Origin of the sequence: Candidatus Methylomirabilis sp., assembly GCF_028716865.1 — a bacterium.
Classification (GTDB): Bacteria; Methylomirabilota; Methylomirabilia; order Methylomirabilales; family Methylomirabilaceae; genus Methylomirabilis.
The window spans coordinates 171,596-187,305 of record NZ_JAQUOY010000001.1 but is presented as its reverse complement, the minus strand read 5'-3'; the positions used below and the strand labels follow the sequence as shown (position 1 = coordinate 187,305).

Here is a 15,710-nt window from a genome sequence, read left to right as displayed (position 1 = left end):
TAATTATACATACAATCATGCGCTGCACCTTCAGATTCTGGTGCGGAATCATCGCAGCGCTACGGCATTCGCTCCGGTGCTGCCCAGTGTGCAACGGTATCAGTATAAAGTCAAATAAGAAATTTTTGAAATATCTATAGACAATTGTTTATAATTGCAGGCACAAATAGAGAGACGGATTATCATTATGACCTTTCATCAGCTTCGCGTCTTTCTGGCGGTCGCCAGACACCAGAGCTACTCTCGCGCGGCCGAGGAGCTCCTCCTGACCCAGCCTGCCGTCTCGGCGCAGGTCCGGGAGTTGGAACGGGCCCTCGATACGACCTTCTTCGAACGGGTTGGTCGGACCATTGTCTTGACCGAGGCGGGTAAGGAGCTTATGGCCTACGCCGAAAGGATCTGCGTACTGATCGATGAAGCCAGACTTGCAATGGAAGAGCTCGACGGCCTGAAGCGCGGACGGATTGCCGTCGCCGCCGTGAGTACTGCCGGCGCCTATGTCCTGCCTTCATTGCTCGGGGCGTTTCAGAAGCGATACCCCGGCATCAGTATCAACCTGGAGGTCACCAACCGCGCGCTTGCGCGAGACCGCCTCCTGCACAATGAGGTTGACCTCGTCGTCATGGGGCGTCCTCCCGAGGAAGTTCCGCATGTGGCAGAGCCGTTTCTCGCCGACGAGATTGTGGTCGTCGCCGCCCCATCTCATCCGCTCGCTACGGCCAAGCGGATTCCGGTAGATCGCCTGGCCCTGGAGGTCTTTATCGCGCGCGAGGTAGGCTCCGGGACCCGTCTCAATGCCGATGAATTCTTCCGCCAGCAAGGGGTACAGCTACGGGTTGGATTAGAACTGGGGGATAATAGCGCCGTGAAGGAGGCTGTGGCCGCCGGGCTCGGGATTGCCATGCTCTCCCGCCATGTTCTTCGCATGGAATTGACACTCAAGCGCCTGGTCGTACTGGATGTTCAGGGGCTTCCCCTGCGGCGGCAGTGGTTTGTGGTACACCGAGAAGATAAGCATCTCAGTCGAGCGGCAATCGCCTTCAAAGCCTTCCTCCTTACCTCGGCCGAGGCGGTCTTGGCATTTACAGGTCAACCCCAGCGCGTCAAAGGCCACCCGCGCGACTGAGCCGCAACGGCCGCTTGTCAAGAAAGGCGATCACCACCTCGCTTCGGCACTCATCCTTCCGTCTGTTCTTCGTCACCGCGGACAGGCGCGATTCCAAGCTCACGGAGTTTTTTGCGAAGCGTATTGCGATTAATCCCAAGCAGTTCAGCCGCCCGAAGCTGGTTGCCGCCGGTTCTCTCCAGGACGCGCAACAGGAGGGGTCGCTCGAGCGTGGACAGGAAGTGCGAATAGATCTGTCCGTCCCGTTCCTGTTTCAGGCGGGACAGTTCGCCCGTAATCCCCTGAGACAGCATCCGCTCAAAGGACGATCTGCCACCGGCAGCGCCGAGCTCCTCTGCGCCCAGGAGAGCGGCAGGTAAATGCTCCGGCAGGATGAGAGAGGTCGGGGCAAGTACGCAGGCCCGCTTGACCGCATTCTCCAGCTCACGGATATTTCCGGGCCAGCGATACGCGAGCATCAACTCAAGCGTCTCGGACGGTACGGTCTTTGGCTCCTGCCTCTGCTCTTCTGCAAACAGGTGGAGGAAGTGGTTCACAAGCAGCGGGATGTCCTCGGTTCGCTCTCGGAGGGGTGGGAGGTTGATGGCCACCACATTCAGGCGGTAGTACAGGTCTTCTCGGAAGCTCTTCTGCTCGACGGCAACCTCCAGATTCTGGTTGGTGGCAGCAATGACCCTCACATCAGCAGAGAGCGACCGCTCGCCCCCTACTCGCTCAAACTGCCGCTCTTGCAGCACGCGCAGGATTTTGGCCTGAAGGCCGATGGCCATATCCCCGATCTCATCGAGGAAGATTGATCCGCCCTCAGCCAGCTCGAACTTGCCATGTCGAAGGGCGCTGGCTCCCGTAAAAGCGCCCCGCTCATGGCCGAACAGCTCGCTCTCCAGAAGCTCACGAGGGATGGCTGCGCAGTTGACGGCTACAAACGGACGCGCAGAGCGTCGGCTGTTATAATGGATCGCTTTAGCCAGGAGTTCTTTGCCGGTGCCACTTTCCCCCCTGATGAGGACTGTCAGGTCGCTGGCGGCCATTTTTCCAACCAGCTTGAAGATCTGTTGCATAGCAGGGCAGAGGCCAACCACGCCTCCAAAGTCAAAGGGCCGGCCACCGGAGGCCTCCATCTGCGCCACCCGCTCGGTGAGCTCACGGATCTCGAAAACCCGCTGAACCAGAATCGTGAGTTCATCGAAGTCAAACGGCTTCGTAATGTAATCGTAGGCCCCGCGCTTCATCGCCTGGACCGCAGCCTGGAGTGTGGCAAAGGCGGTCATAATAATGACGGGAAGCTCGGGACGGGCCTCCTTGATCCGACTGAGGGTCTCCAGCCCATCTGCGCCCGGCATCTTGATGTCCATGAGGACAAGGTCGACATCCGGGTCCGCTGCCCGCCTGAGCGCTTCTACCCCATCGGCAGCCAACGCGACCCGATACCCTTCGCGTTCCAGCGCCTTGCGCAGGGTCCAACGGATGCTTTCTTCATCATCAACGACGAGGATCTGTCGTGTTCCGATCATGGCCTGGCACCTTGCATAGTTCGATGAGATTCATCATGCGATGAAACGGTCTCGGATTGCTTCGCCAGGGGAAGCAACACTCGAAACCGGCTGCCCCGGCCTGGTGAGCTTGTCGCCTCCATGGCCCCGCCATGGTCCTCTACAATCCGGAGGCAGATGGCTAGCCCTAACCCGGTCCCTCTCTCTTTTGTGGTAAAGAAAGGGGTGAACAGGTGGCGCTCGATCTCAGGATCGAAGCCGCTTCCCTGATCCACAATCTCGGCTACGGCCACCGATCGGCCCCCGCAGCGCTTGGCAGACCGCTCATACCGAGTTCGAACGATGAGTTCCCCTCCATCCGGCATCGCCTCTATCCCATTACGGATCAGGTTCAGAAAGAGCTGTCGGATTTCGGAGGGATCAGCGAGGATTTCAGGAAGCTGCGGGTCGTACTGACGCTGAACAGTGATATCGGCAGCGCCTAGCGGCGCCCGCTCCAAAAAGAGGAGGCTGTCGAGGATCTCGTGCAGGTTGCATGAGCGAAGGACCGGACCTCGAGGCGTGGCAAACGACAGGAGCTGTTCGACGATCGCGCCGAGCCGATCCACCTCTTTCACGATGACCGAGGTGTATTCTCTCAGCGCGGGAGGAAAGTCACGATCGCCCTCGAGTAACTGCGCCGCTCCTCTGAGGCCGGCCAACGGATTCCGGATCTCGTGAGCTACCCCCGCGGCTACCGTCCCGAGAGCTGCTAGGCGGTCCGATCGCTGCAGACGCTCCTCAAGTTCTCTGATCCCTGTCTGGTCACGGAGCGCTAGGACCGTGCCCCGCGCCTGCCCCATGCCATCACTGATGAGGGAGGCAACGGCGCTGATGACCACCTGCGAGCCATCCTGCCTCGTCAGTCTGGCATCGAAATCAGCATGGGGCCGGCCGCTCTCCATGGTCTTTCGAACCAACTCCGGCAGCGAGCGATCATTCGGCAATATCTGCTCGAAGGGTCTGCCGTGAAGCGTCTGGGCCGATAGTCCGGTCAGTTCCTCCGCCGCCTGATTGATTGAGCGGATATGCCCATCCGGCTCGACGATAATAATGCCGTCTTGCAGGCTACCCAGCAGATCTTCGTAATAGGCCCGCATCGATTCAATGGAGGCGCTGAGTTCCTCACAACGTCGCCTAAGCCCTTTCAGTTCCGACGCACTGGGTTTCTCTCCCTTTTCAGCTCTCCCTGCCATACCGCAATCTCTCTTGTAAAGCCATGCTTGCTGATTTCTTGCGTGGCGGCAAACCGGCACTACCTCTTGACCTTACCAAGACTTCGTCACGGACACCAGAGAATCGGCATCGATATCAGCATCTCAACCGGTCTGTACGAACTGAAGGCTCAGCACATCCGCGCACTGTTTGGTGACGTCGTAGGCATAACTCATTGAATAGGCAAGGCGATCGTGGTGATGGGGGACGAGGGGCTTGGCGCCAAGCTACGGCCCCGCCGATGGATTGAAAGCAGCAGGGACCCCTCCGAGTCTGCCTGACTGCGATGTCAATGGGAAAGTGCAGGCCGTTACCGCCCTGCGCGGTAACCTAAGATTTGCGGTGAGACTTTTGCTCGTGGGCTCGCTGGCTGTTGACGATCCAATCCTCGATCGCCTCTTTCTTAAACCGCCAGACGTTCCCTAGCTTCCAGGCCGGGAGCGTCCCTTCCCGCGCCATCCGGTAGATCGTTGATTTGTTGAGTCGGAGGAAGCGAGCCACCTCCTCCAGCGTCATGATCGTTGGCCGTCTCTCCTGCTTCTGCATGCGTCGCCCCCCTTCATCGACTGAATCCGTGGGCTCCATTACCCACCGGTGCCGTCATTAGCAGTTGTTATTGAGATGATCTACCCCGATCTGTCTTTGCAATCACAGCGCGTAACTTTAGATGGCGAAGACTAGCCTTGTCAAGTATTTTCTGACAGTCCAGCCACCGATGCCATCATTTAGCCTTTTAGCATAGGCCGCCCGTCACCTGTGTAGAGCGGCCAGGGGAAAGAAAATCGAGGGCGACTAAGGAAAAGCGCTATTCCACAACCACATTCGTAGTGGTGCGGAGTACCCCGGACACCGCCTGAATCTTTGAGATGATCGTGATCCCCAACGCATTGATATCGGGCCCCTCCACAAAGGCGATGACATCGTGTGGCCCGGTCACGGCATGAGAAAGTCTCACGCCGGGAATACTGGACACCTGCTTGGCCACGTCTTTGGACCGGCCGGCCGTACACTCAAGGAAGACGAACGCAGATACCGCCACTCTCACCCTCCTTAGCCTAGGACGATAGGCGTCACACCCTCACCCGAACAGGACGTACAGAGCTACGCAACCCTACACCTTTACAGTTTATCTAGCACCTTCAGAGCCACACTGCAACAAATAAATATCTTCCAACACACTTCATCTCCCCCCTCACTGCACCCGATACAATACATCGTCATCACTCTTGACATGGAGGCGGTCTTCATGCGACTGTCCGAGTACTGCAAGCTCGTCACCCGATACATTACGCTGAGTCTGTGAGGGAAGTATTAGTGGCCTCGCCGGAGCTACATACTGTTGGCGTCCTGATTGCGCAGTTCCCACGGGAGCGAACCTGGCTCCTGCCGGCATTGCAAGCGGCGCAAGAGGCCGAGGGCTGGCTAAGTCCGGAGAGTCTCGCGGCGGTGGCCCTGCACCTTCGGGTTCCCCAGAGCGAGGTGTACGGCGTTGCCGGCCACTACCCGGAGTTTCGCCTTGCCAAGCCGGGATCTCGCCTGGTTCGGGTATGCACAGGCGTAAGCTGTCGCATCCAGGGGGGTCTTACACTGCTCCACGCCCTGCAGGACCGCCTTAGGCTTAGGGCCGGCGAAACGTCGCAGGATCGCAGCGTCACCCTCGAGGAGGTCGACTGCCTCTTCAGGTGTTCCATGGCCCCCCTGGTCGAGGTGGATCGTCGTTGCTATGGACGGCTCACCGTCGACCAACTTGACAGCATCTTTGATTCTCCATCTCCTCGGAAATCTCTTGCCTCCGTCCCTTCTCTGTTGAAGCCCATCGGCGATACTCCTGTAGCTGCTCTCGGGCGGCTCGTCGAACAATCGCTTGCTCATCTTCCATCAGAACTCCGACTCGTCGTCGGCGTGGGAAGTTGTAGCGCGTCGGTCGGGGCCGACCGCCTGATGGATCAGCTCACAGCGGAGATTAAGCGCCAAGGGTTGTCCGCGACCGTCGTGGAGGGGGGCTGCAATGGCATGTGCTATGCCGCTCCCGTCGTAGAACTGTACCGACCTGGCTGGCCACGAATCAGCCTCAAGAGGGTCACGTTGGAGCATATCCCCTCGTTGGTCTCCGCGCTGAAGGCTGACCGCTGTCCCACTGGAATTGAGGCGGTGGCCTGGCAGGAATCATCCTGGCGCGGGATCTCTGGCCTTGACCAGGAGCCCTTCCTCGGCGGCCAGCACCGCGCTGTCCTTGAGCGCTGCGATATGGTGGATGTCAACGACCTGGCCGACGCCCTGCGTCAGGGAAGCTACGCGACATTCGCTCGCGTCCTGGAGCAGAATGATCCACTGGCGGTCATTAACGAGGTCAAGGCGTCCGGCCTTGCCGGGCGGGGCGGGGCGTACTTTGGAGCCGCGCACAAATGGGAGGCCTGCCGCAACGCGACAGGGTCCCCCAAGTATCTCGTAATCAACGGTGAGGAGGGTGAGCCCGGTATCTTCAAGGACCGCCATCTAATGGAGGGAGACCCCCATCGGCTCATGGAAGGGATTCTCCTGGCGGCCTTCGCCTCTGATGCCAGCCGCGGTATTCTCTTCATCAACGGCGAGGCGGAGCTGTCGGCGCGCCGAATGGAGCACGCGCTTCGATCGGCTGAAGCCGTCGGTCTACTCGGCGAGCGAATCCTGGACAGCGATTTCTCCTTTCATCTTGAGCTTCGACGCGGATCGGGCGGCTTTATCCTCGGAGAAGAGACGGCCCTCATGGAAGCGATCGAAGGGAAACGCGCCATGCCTCGCCCCAAGCCTCCATTCCCGGTAGAGGCAGGGCTATGGGGACAGCCAACGGTGATCAATAATGTGGAGACGCTCACGGCTGTGTCGCTTATCGTGGGCAGAGGCGCCGCGTGGTTTGCGGCCCTCGGCGGAGGGAAGGGAACTAAGCTGTTCGGTCTCTCCGGCCACCTCGCCCGACCGGGGATCGTGGAGGTGCCGATGGGTGTTACTCTCCGTCACCTGATTGAGAAGATCGGCGGTGGAACTGAGGATGGACAAGTCCTCAAGGCTGCGCTCGTCGGCGGGCCCTCCGGCGTCGTCGTACACTCCAGTCGGTTCGATGAGCCGCCGATTCCAGGCAGCAACCTCTCGCCGGGAAGCGGAGGTGTGGTCGCGCTCGATGAGAGCGTCTCAATCGGCGACGTCACCCGGACGCTCCTCGCCTTCAATGCGCAGGAGTCATGTGGCAAATGTACGCCATGCCGGGAGGGAACAGGCCGCCTGCTCTCGCTTCTCCAGCAGCCTCCCAACTCGGGTCGCAGGCGGGAGCTTGAGGAACTGGCTGAGGTGATACGGCTGGCGTCGCTGTGCGGTCTCGGTCAATCAGCGCCGCTTTCGCTCCTCTCGGCGCTCCAACAGTTTCCAGAAGACATAGCCTCCAACCCACCTAAAATCTCCGGAAAGGGATAAAGATGGGCGATGCGGTCATCAGCCTCACTATCGACGGAACCAGCGTAACCGTCCAGCCCGGCGCGACAGTCCTCGACGCCGTGAACCGACTCGGCATCCCGCTCTCGCAGTTGTGCAAGGATCCGGATCGGCCTCCCCTCGGCGCCTGCCGAACTTGCCTGGTCAAGGTCGAAGGAGTTCGCGGCTTCCCGGCGTCCTGCCATCTCCCCGCCCGCGAGGGGATGGTGGTCTCAACCAACGATCCCGTTCTCACGCGGATCCGGAGGGGGGTGCTTGACCTCACGTGTGGTATGGCGATCCCTTCGTTCGATCGACCGGGGTTCGGTCATCTCTCCGATGCCTGCTCCAGACTTGGGTTCTTCCAGCGCCACCATATGCCTACGCCATCGCGACACACGCCCGTAGACGACACCAAATCGTTCTTCGTCCTGGATCGGGATGCCTGCATTCTCTGTGGCCGCTGTACTGTCGCCTGCGATGACGTACAGCAGATCGGCGCCATCGCCCTGTTGGGGCGCAGCAGCCAAACCAAGGTCGGGGTCTTCGGCGACGGCTTCCTCGCCTCCTCCGTCTGCACCTCATGCGGGCAGTGCGTTGCCACCTGCCCAACGGGGGCCTTCCGTCCGAAGGAATGGCCCGCAGTCGTCGCACGGGAAGTCGAGACGACCTGTCCCTACTGCGGCGTCGGCTGCGGCATTACCCTTCGTGTTCGCGCCGATGGGCGCCTCGCCGTCATGGCCGACGACGTACCCACGAATCGATCGAGTCTCGGCATGCTGTGCGTGAAGGGCCGGTTCGGAACGGGATTCGTTCATGCCACCGACCGGATTACGCGCCCAATGATTCGGAATGGTGGACGCTGGCAGGAGGTCTCGTGGGACAAGGCGCTGGATGCTGCGGCTGAAGGGATCGCTCGAAACCGGGGTCGCTTCGGCGCGCTGGCCTCGGCGAAGGCTACCAATGAAGAGAGTTATATCGTCCAGAAATTCGTCCGGGCGGTGATGGGCACCAACGACATCGACCACTGCGCGCGCCTCTGCCATTCGCCCTCGGTGGTGGCAATGCTGCGCTCACTGGGCTCTGGGGCCACATCTAACTCCTACGACGATTACGAGGAGGCCGGCTGTCTCATGGTCGTTGGATCGGATCCGTCGTCGAACCATCCGGTGATCGCCGTCCGCCTTCGGCAGGCCGTCAGCCGTGGCGCCAGGCTCATCGTCGTGAACCCGAAGCGAATCGAGCTGTGCGATCAGGCAGACCTCTGGCTGCGGCAGCGACCCGGCACCGACGTGACGCTTTTTAACGCAATGGCGAAGGTGATCGCGGGTGAAGGATTAGCCAACCTTGAGTTCGTGCGGAACCGAACCGAAGGGTTCGAGGCATGGCGCGAGTCACTGGAACCGTACACACTGCAGTTCGCCGAACAGGTAACCGGCGTCCCACAGGAGCAGATCGTTCAGGCTGCCCGCTGGTATGCCAAGCCCGCCTTCTCAGGCTCGTGCCTACTCTGGGGGATGGGGGTAACCCAGCACACCAACGGCACCGCCAACGCCCATGCCCTCCTGAACTTCTCCCTTGTCGCCGGACAGATGGGGTTCCCCGGTTCAGGCATCTCGCCGCTTCGAGGCCAGAATAATGTACAGGGGTGCTGTGATGCCGGCTGCCTCCCTACTCACCTCCCTGGTTACCAGACCTATACTCCTGAGACGTTGGAAAAGTTCCACTCGGTCTGGGGCGTTCGACTTCCCAACAGCACAGGAATGGCCCTCACTGAAATGGTGGACGGATGCCTGGATGGATCGATCCGGGCGATGTACATGGTCGGCGAAAACCCCCTCCTCACAGAACCCGATCTTCATCACGCGAAGAAGGCGCTCTCCAACCTCGACTGCCTTGTGGTCCAGGAGCTGTTCCTGCACGAGACGGCAGAGCTGGCCCATGTCTTCCTCCCCACGGCAACCTTTGCCGAGAAGGAGGGAACATTCACTAACTCAGAGCGGCGGGTCCAGCGAGTAAGAAAGGCGCTCGATCCACCGGGAGAGGCCAGGCCGGACTGGTGGATTACCGGCGAGTTAGCGCAACGTGTAGCTCGGAGACTCGGTGTACCAGATTCGGGATTCGGGTACTCCAACCCGGCTGAGGTCTTCGACGAGATGGCGAGGCTGGTCCCGTTTCTTGGTGGGATCTCACACGACCGACTGGACCGGGAAGGGGGAATTCAGTGGCCCTGCTCAACATCGGACCATCCTGGCACCCGCTTCCTGTATGATGAGTCGTTCCCCATCGGAAAGGCGAAATTTGTCCCCGCGGTGCAAACGGCTGAGGCTGCCGAACTACCAGACCGCGATTACCCGTTCCTCTTGAACACCGGTCGCACCCTCTACCACTGGCACGGCGGGACGCTTACCCGGCGGGTCCAGGGGCTCCTCGAACTAGCGCCACGACTCGAGGTCGCCATCAACCCGGACGATGCCCGGCGACTTGGCCTCGATCAGGGAACGCTCGTTCGACTCACCTCCCGTCGCGGCGAGCTGACCGCCTACGCCCAGATCACCGAGGCCGTGCGAGCAGGCGAGGTCTTCATCCCCTTTGTGAAGCTTGCCGAGTCGGGAGCCAATATCCTGACTAACTCGGTCTACGATCCTGCCGCCAAGATCCCGGAGTACAAAGTCTGCGCCGTCGCCATCGAAAAACTCAACAAGTGACGCGACTGGCTCTCGTGCTTCAACCTCGAAGCGCCGGCAGGTGAGCTGTCGAAGGAGGCAGACGGTAAGATGAGTCATACCGGACAAGGACACCGCCATAATCTCCAGGCGATAGCGCGCCGCGCGATGCTGGCGCGCGGGCTGCTCCCGGATTTTTCACCCGCAGTCGTCCGGGAGCTCAGCGGCCTTACACCTCCGGCAGCCAAGTCTACCCCAGTCGTTCGGGATTTGCGAAACCTGCTCTGGTGCTCGATCGACAATGACGACTCCCGCGATCTCGATCAGCTTACGGTCGCGGAGTCCCTCGGCGGCGGGACAGTGAAGATCCTCGTGGCGGTCGCGGACGTCGACGCGCTGGTACGCAAGGGGTCCGCCACCGATGCCCACGCTCAGCACAACACCACGTCTGTTTACACGGCGGCCGAGATCTTTCCGATGCTCCCCCTGCCCCTCTCCACCGATCTCACGTCGCTAAACGAGGATGGAGACCGGCCGGCCATCGTAATCGAGGTAGTGGTCAACCAGGATGGCTCGCTCGGGAGTTCGGATATCTACCGCGCCTGGGTCGTCAACCACGCAAAGCTCACCTATCACAGTGTGGCCGCCTGGCTCGATGGCAGAGAGTCCGCCCCAGGGCGAGTAGCCACCGTGGCCGGGCTCGACGAGCAGTTGCGCATCCAGGATCAGGCGGCTCAGACACTTCGGACCGTGCGACACATGCACGGCGCGCTCAGTCTGGAGACGATCGAGCCGCGCGCCGTGTTTGAGAACGATATGCTGACCGATCTTCGCGTAGAGGGCAAGAACCGGGCCCAGGAGCTGATCGAGGACCTCATGATCGCGGCGAATCGTGTCACGGCCCGATACCTCGAGTCGCGAGGCCTGCCGTCGCTGCGCCGAATCTTGCGTTCGCCGGACCGATGGCAGCGAATCGTAGAGCTGGCGGCCCACCTGGGGGAGCGGCTCCCACCCGAGCCGGACGCCGTTGCTCTGGAGGCGTTTCTGTCGAAGCGGCGCCGGATAGACCCGGTACGGTTTCCCGATCTCTCGCTGACCGTCGTCAAGCTGATCGGACGGGGCGAGTACGTGGTGGAGGATCCCGACAACAAGACGGCGCCGGGCCACTTCGGCCTGGCGGTCCGGGCCTACATGCACTCCACGGCCCCGAACCGGCGTTTCCCTGATCTGCTGACGCAGCGACTACTCAAGGCCTCGCTGGCTGGACACCGAATCCCCTACAGCCTTGAGGAACTCGGCGTGCTCGCGCAGCACTGTACCGAACAGGAAGACCATGCGAGCAAGGTCGAGCGGCGGGTCCGGAAATCGGCGGCCGCGCTGCTCCTCGAATCGAAGATCGGGCAGCACTTCGACGCCATCGTCACCGGCGCGTCCAGGAAGGGGACCTGGGTGCGCATCGTTCACCCTGCCGCAGAGGGTAAGGTTATCCATGGGTTCGAGGGGCTTGATGTCGGCGATCGGGTCCGCGTCGAGCTGATCGACGCCAATGTGGAGCAAGGGTTCATCGATTTTGCGCGGGCGTAACAACGGACGCGAACTCACTGCGACAACTTGGGCCGCAGACTGTCGCCCACCCGATTCCCTTGACAGCACTTCCTAGAGGCATATATTGTAGGCATCAGAAGGAGATGTTTGCGATGCGCACCACGATCAATCTAGATGACGATCTCATCAAAGAGCTGATGCGTGTGTCTGGGGTCAAGCAGAAGAGGGAGGCCATCCACCTGGCGATCTCTGAGTTTCTTCGAAGAAAGAAGATCGAGGGATTACTGGCCCTCGAGGGCAAGGTCCACTTGGATCTCGATTGGCGCAAGCTGGAAGAACAGGAACTGAAGGCCCAGGCAGAACGCGAGGGACGCTGGCGTGGTCATCGCTGATACATCCCTCTGGATCGAGTACTTCAAAGGAGGCAACGAGTCGGCCCGGGCGGCACTGCGGACCCTGATCCGGACTGAACAGGTCGTGCTCGTGGGCGTAGTGCTGGCCGAACTACTTCAGGGGTGCCGATCCTCTGAGGATGTCGATACAATCCTCTCAAATCTCGCCGGCCTCCGCTACTTGGAAACCAGCTTCTCGACCTGGAAGCGAGCCGGGGAGTTTTCGGCTTCGCTCCGGCGGAAAGGCATCACGCTTCCCCTGTCAGACCTTATCATCGGTGCCCTTGCTATAGAACATGGGTACCGGGTGTATACTCTCGATACGCACTTCAAGCAAATTCCAGACCTTAAACTGTACACGTCGCCTTACTCGCCCAGGGCTCGATAAGCCCATCTCTCAGGCTTAAAAAGCCTGGCCCTCAGCGCGCTGCGCAGCACTGCACCGAACAGGAAGACCAACCGCGATGTTAGAACTGAAGGTGCTTGTCAATCACAGCGTCCAACTCCGCAATCGTCGCGTCATCGCGCAGTAATTTCATATCGACAGCAAGCTCTTGAAATTTGTCTTGTACAAATTGTTCATCAGCCACCGATTTGAACGGGACGCGAAAGAGAAGCCGATGTCTTGATAGAGCATTGGGGGCAAGCGAACTGCTTGTCCATGCGCCAATGCGAACACCCGCATACAGCAACTTGGCCTGAAGAAATGAGCATCCGCCCGCTATGCACGCGTGGTAAAACATGACGTCAGCGTCCTTTCGTGGAATGGTTGGGCTGTCGCAGGCGACATCGTGAACGACTGACGCACGCCGGTAATCGTCGGTATATGGACTGCCCACCGTAGACCATAAGGGACGCGGAATACTTGCCCCGTCAATAATGCTGCCCGATGGTGCGAGCCATTTCTTTCCATCGGGATCGGTGTACAAGAAGTCTTCAAGAAGGCGCATATTACGATCAGCACCGCTTTCGTCAACCAGCCATTCCGTCTTTGGATTGCCGGAAAATGATCCATGGTTACTCATCGGGTTCTCCTTGAGAGTTGTAACGACGACCTGGCGATGACCCGCCAGCGCAGGATGCGTCGCAAAGATCAGCGCAGATCAAGCCGGTCTGGTCCATCGGCGGATTAGACTGCGTCATGGGAAATACCTGTCGATGTCAAGTGCACCATGGAACACACCCAATATATCAATACCTGAGGTTGACCTCAGAAGGTAGGCAATCCGGTAATGCCCATAGAGCAGAATTCTGATTTCACCTTCTGCTTCTGTGCGATACTTGTACCCAATTTTCGGAAACCTCCGCAGCACCTGTATCTTTTCGTAGATTCCAGATACGACCTTCTGGGCCGCAGCTGAGTTATCCTCGGCAATGTAATCGTGTATGTCCCGAAGCCAGCGATGTGCTTCTTCGGTCCACCTTATTTCTGCCATGTACGAATTCGACGCTCCATGTCTTCATTGGATATGACGCGCCCCTTGCGTGAATCATCCAGACCTCGTTCGATCATTCGCTCAAAAGCGAGTTCTCGCATGATTTCCTCATAGGTCGCGTCTTCAGGCTGCGACTGGATCACCTCGGTCATTTTCTCTTTAATATTTGACATAGCACACTCCCTCTAAAAATTGGGCATAACATGGCCAGCGTGAAGCGCCGGTCCACTTCTTAACAGCGAATTTATTCGCTATATCCCATACTTACCCCAACCGGTCAAGGCTATTCTGGCCGACAGACGCTGCCAGCTTCGCCGACCTGTCTCGGCGCCCTATAGCCGATCACCGCGTCTATTGTCCCCCAGTCCATCCTGATTCGTATGTCCCATCCAGGGATGGAGAGGGTAGCCGCCATCATACACGGTGTTCGTCCACGGCCTTGGCCAGATCGTACAACGCAACAGAGACCTGGACGGGGTAGTCCGGCCCTTTCTCAAGCGTCCGCAGCGCCTGCGGCAAGTGCGCCAGTTGGCTGCGCGCGCGCTTACGAAGCGTTGAGAGGGGGGTAGTATCGGCTAGGCGCTTACCGGCGCGCATCACCGGCTGGATCAATGGCTCGCCTGCCTGTGGGTCGTCTTCCAAGGTCAGGATATCACCGGACATGCGGCCATCGGCGTCATACCGGCGATAGACCTGCTTGCGGCCAGGCCATGTGGCCTTCCCTTCCGAACGCTTGCAACGTGCCTGCCCAGCGTACTCCTCGAGCTTGTAGGCACAATCCAGGTAGGGGGCGTCGGCGGAGGTATTCATGCGCGTCCCGATACCAAAGCCATCAATCGGGGCCTGCGCGGCGACCAACTGCTCCACACTGGACTCGTCCAGGTTCCCGCTGGCAAAGATCACGGCGTCGGACAACCCGCCCTCATCCAGAATACGCCGTACCTTGCGGGCATGGTCTGCAAGATCGCCGCTGTCCAGGCGCACCCCTTGGATGGCGATGCCCTTCTCCCGCAACCGCGGCGCGAGCGAGACCACCTTTGCCGCACCCGCCTCAGTGTCGTAGGTGTCGATGAGCAGAACAACATTGTCCGCATTGGCATACGCAAAGCGTTCGAAGGCGGCCGTCTCATCCTCGTGGGCCTGAACAAAGGAGTGCGCCATCGTTCCGTAGATTGGTATGCCGAACAGCGGCGCCGCCTGAACCGCCGAAGTCCCCGAAAACCCAGCCAGGTAACTGGCGCGCGCCGCGAGCAGCCCGGCCTCCGCCCCGTGAGCACGGCGCAGTCCGAAATCGACCAGGAGCTTTCCGGGGGCGACGAGCACCGAACGCGCTGCCTTGGACGCGATCAGCGTCTGGAAATGCAGGAGGTTGATCAGGCGTGTCTCCACGAGTTGCGCCTGCGGGAGCGGAGCGGTAATCCGCACGATCGGCTCGTCAGGGAAAAAGACCGTCCCTTCGGGCATCGCGTGGACATCGCCGGTGAAACGCAGCTTTTCAAGGTAGTCCACAAGTGCCCGCCGAAACAGGCCGCAGCCGTTCAGCCACTCCAGTTCCTCAGGCGTGAAGCGCAACTGTTCGAGGAAGCACAGCGCCTGCTCCAGCCCGGCCGCCAGCAGAAAATTACGCGTTGGCGGCAGCTTGCGCACAAAGAACTCGAAGGTTGCCTGCTCCTCCATCCCCTGCTCGACATATCCTTGCAGCATGGTGAGTTGATAGAGGTCGGTCAACAGCAGGCTCGATGGAAGATTCATGCAGCCAGCATCTCCAGCCGGATCGGTATGGCCCCCCGTCGAATCATCTCCGCCTCCGCCCGTTCCCCGTCACCCGGTCGCACATTGACGGCCCGGATCGCGTCCTGCAAGAGGACAACCGCATACCCGACCTTCAGGCCGTCCTCCACAGTGCACAGCACGCAATAGTCGGTCGCCAGGCCGCCGATGAAAAGACGCCTCACACCCAGGGCGCGCAGGCGAGCGTCCAGATCGGTTCCGTCGAATGCGGAATAAGCGTTCTGCTCAGGCAGCGTGCCTTTGAGGGTGATGAGGATACTGGAAGCGGGGAGTGCGAGGGCGGGGGCAAACGCCGCGCCTTCTGACCCCGCCACACAGTGGGGAGGCCAGGGTCCGCCATAGGGCTGAAAGGAGTAGTGATTGGGCGGATGCCAGTCTCGGGTGGCGAAGATCGGCAACCCTCTGCGCATAAAAGCGGCTAGATAGCGATTGAGCACCGGGACCACTTCATCGCCCCGCGAGACCGTCAAGCTGCCGCCGGGCAGGAAATCGTTCTGGACGTCCACCACGACCAGGGCGTCACCCAGGCTCAGGGTGAGCGTCTGAGGTCCCAGCGGGCACAT

General features: G+C 60.2%; 15 protein-coding genes. 6 read left to right on the top strand and 9 right to left on the bottom strand.

What is annotated here, in order from left to right; translation table 11 throughout:
• Positions 1-187 precede the first annotated feature (187 nt).
• Positions 188-1,126, top strand: coding sequence for a LysR family transcriptional regulator (locus PHV01_RS00940; RefSeq protein ID WP_337289261.1), 939 nt, complete (start codon positions 188-190; stop codon positions 1,124-1,126).
• Positions 1,127-1,176: 50 nt separating this feature from the next.
• On the opposite strand, the gene PHV01_RS00935 is transcribed toward PHV01_RS00940, so the two are convergent.
• The 4 genes from PHV01_RS00935 to PHV01_RS00920 all read right to left on the bottom strand — a co-directional run bounded on the left by PHV01_RS00935 (position 1,177) and on the right by PHV01_RS00920 (position 4,912).
• A complete protein-coding gene (locus PHV01_RS00935) occupies positions 1,177-2,640 on the bottom strand; it encodes a sigma-54 dependent transcriptional regulator (protein WP_337289260.1) in 1,464 nt (487 codons plus the stop codon).
• Positions 2,637-3,854 (bottom strand): ATP-binding protein, encoded by a 1,218-nt coding sequence (locus tag PHV01_RS00930; protein ID WP_337289259.1) that lies wholly within the window; start codon positions 3,852-3,854, stop codon positions 2,637-2,639. The genes PHV01_RS00935 and PHV01_RS00930 overlap by 4 nt, the downstream gene beginning before the upstream one ends.
• Positions 3,855-4,203: 349 nt before the next feature.
• Complete coding sequence (locus tag PHV01_RS00925; RefSeq protein WP_337289258.1) at positions 4,204-4,419, bottom strand: helix-turn-helix domain-containing protein; 216 nt, start codon at positions 4,417-4,419, stop codon at positions 4,204-4,206.
• A 259-nt stretch (positions 4,420-4,678) separates the two neighbouring features.
• A complete protein-coding gene (locus PHV01_RS00920; protein WP_337289257.1) occupies positions 4,679-4,912 on the bottom strand; it encodes an Lrp/AsnC ligand binding domain-containing protein in 234 nt (77 codons plus the stop codon).
• A 260-nt stretch (positions 4,913-5,172) separates the two neighbouring features.
• Here PHV01_RS00920 and PHV01_RS00915 point away from each other — a divergent pair, with 260 nt between their 5' ends.
• From PHV01_RS00915 to PHV01_RS00895, 5 genes are all read left to right on the top strand, one after another.
• The gene (locus PHV01_RS00915) at positions 5,173-7,320 is read left to right on the top strand and encodes an NAD(P)H-dependent oxidoreductase subunit E (protein ID WP_337289256.1); all 2,148 of its coding nucleotides are present in this window, start codon (positions 5,173-5,175) and stop codon (positions 7,318-7,320) included.
• Between the two features lie 2 nt (positions 7,321-7,322).
• Positions 7,323-10,025: a formate dehydrogenase subunit alpha gene (gene fdhF, locus PHV01_RS00910; protein WP_337289255.1), complete on the top strand. Its 2,703-nt coding sequence runs from the start codon at positions 7,323-7,325 to the stop codon at positions 10,023-10,025.
• A gap of 69 nt (positions 10,026-10,094) precedes the next feature.
• Entirely contained in the window at positions 10,095-11,567 is a 1,473-nt protein-coding gene (locus tag PHV01_RS00905; RefSeq protein WP_337289254.1) for an RNB domain-containing ribonuclease, read from the top strand.
• A 113-nt stretch (positions 11,568-11,680) separates the two neighbouring features.
• Positions 11,681-11,920 (top strand): type II toxin-antitoxin system VapB family antitoxin, encoded by a 240-nt coding sequence (locus PHV01_RS00900; protein WP_337289253.1) that lies wholly within the window; start codon positions 11,681-11,683, stop codon positions 11,918-11,920.
• Positions 11,907-12,308, top strand: coding sequence for a PIN domain-containing protein (locus PHV01_RS00895; protein WP_337289252.1), 402 nt, complete (start codon positions 11,907-11,909; stop codon positions 12,306-12,308). The genes PHV01_RS00900 and PHV01_RS00895 overlap by 14 nt, the downstream gene beginning before the upstream one ends.
• Positions 12,309-12,387: 79 nt before the next feature.
• On the opposite strand, the gene PHV01_RS00890 is transcribed toward PHV01_RS00895, so the two are convergent.
• The 5 genes from PHV01_RS00890 to PHV01_RS00870 form a co-directional block, all read right to left on the bottom strand.
• Positions 12,388-12,945 (bottom strand): DUF1353 domain-containing protein, encoded by a 558-nt coding sequence (locus PHV01_RS00890; RefSeq protein WP_337289251.1) that lies wholly within the window; start codon positions 12,943-12,945, stop codon positions 12,388-12,390.
• A gap of 114 nt (positions 12,946-13,059) precedes the next feature.
• Positions 13,060-13,356, bottom strand: a complete 297-nt coding sequence (locus PHV01_RS00885) for a type II toxin-antitoxin system RelE/ParE family toxin (RefSeq protein WP_337289250.1) — start codon at positions 13,354-13,356, stop codon at positions 13,060-13,062.
• Complete coding sequence (locus PHV01_RS00880) at positions 13,344-13,529, bottom strand: hypothetical protein (protein WP_337289249.1); 186 nt, start codon at positions 13,527-13,529, stop codon at positions 13,344-13,346. Before PHV01_RS00880 ends, PHV01_RS00885 begins: the two co-directional genes overlap by 13 nt.
• A gap of 241 nt (positions 13,530-13,770) precedes the next feature.
• Positions 13,771-15,108: a nicotinate phosphoribosyltransferase gene (locus PHV01_RS00875; protein ID WP_337289248.1), complete on the bottom strand. Its 1,338-nt coding sequence runs from the start codon at positions 15,106-15,108 to the stop codon at positions 13,771-13,773.
• Positions 15,105-15,710, bottom strand: a complete 606-nt coding sequence (locus PHV01_RS00870) for an isochorismatase family protein (RefSeq protein WP_337289247.1) — start codon at positions 15,708-15,710, stop codon at positions 15,105-15,107. Before PHV01_RS00870 ends, PHV01_RS00875 begins: the two co-directional genes overlap by 4 nt.

Coding starts and splice junctions, on each gene's coding strand:
- PHV01_RS00940 (WP_337289261.1), top strand. CDS start 188: ATGACCTTTCATCAGCTTCGCGTCTTTCTGGCGGTCGCCAGACACCAG.
- PHV01_RS00935 (WP_337289260.1), bottom strand. CDS start 2,640: ATGATCGGAACACGACAGATCCTCGTCGTTGATGATGAAGAAAGCATC.
- PHV01_RS00930 (WP_337289259.1), bottom strand. CDS start 3,854: ATGGCAGGGAGAGCTGAAAAGGGAGAGAAACCCAGTGCGTCGGAACTG.
- PHV01_RS00925 (WP_337289258.1), bottom strand. CDS start 4,419: ATGCAGAAGCAGGAGAGACGGCCAACGATCATGACGCTGGAGGAGGTG.
- fdhF (WP_337289255.1), top strand. CDS start 7,323: ATGGGCGATGCGGTCATCAGCCTCACTATCGACGGAACCAGCGTAACC.
- PHV01_RS00905 (WP_337289254.1), top strand. CDS start 10,095: ATGAGTCATACCGGACAAGGACACCGCCATAATCTCCAGGCGATAGCG.
- PHV01_RS00900 (WP_337289253.1), top strand. CDS start 11,681: ATGCGCACCACGATCAATCTAGATGACGATCTCATCAAAGAGCTGATG.
- PHV01_RS00890 (WP_337289251.1), bottom strand. CDS start 12,945: ATGAGTAACCATGGATCATTTTCCGGCAATCCAAAGACGGAATGGCTG.
- PHV01_RS00885 (WP_337289250.1), bottom strand. CDS start 13,356: ATGGCAGAAATAAGGTGGACCGAAGAAGCACATCGCTGGCTTCGGGAC.
- PHV01_RS00880 (WP_337289249.1), bottom strand. CDS start 13,529: ATGTCAAATATTAAAGAGAAAATGACCGAGGTGATCCAGTCGCAGCCT.
- PHV01_RS00875 (WP_337289248.1), bottom strand. CDS start 15,108: ATGAATCTTCCATCGAGCCTGCTGTTGACCGACCTCTATCAACTCACC.
- PHV01_RS00870 (WP_337289247.1), bottom strand. CDS start 15,710: ATGTGCCCGCTGGGACCTCAGACGCTCACCCTGAGCCTGGGTGACGCC.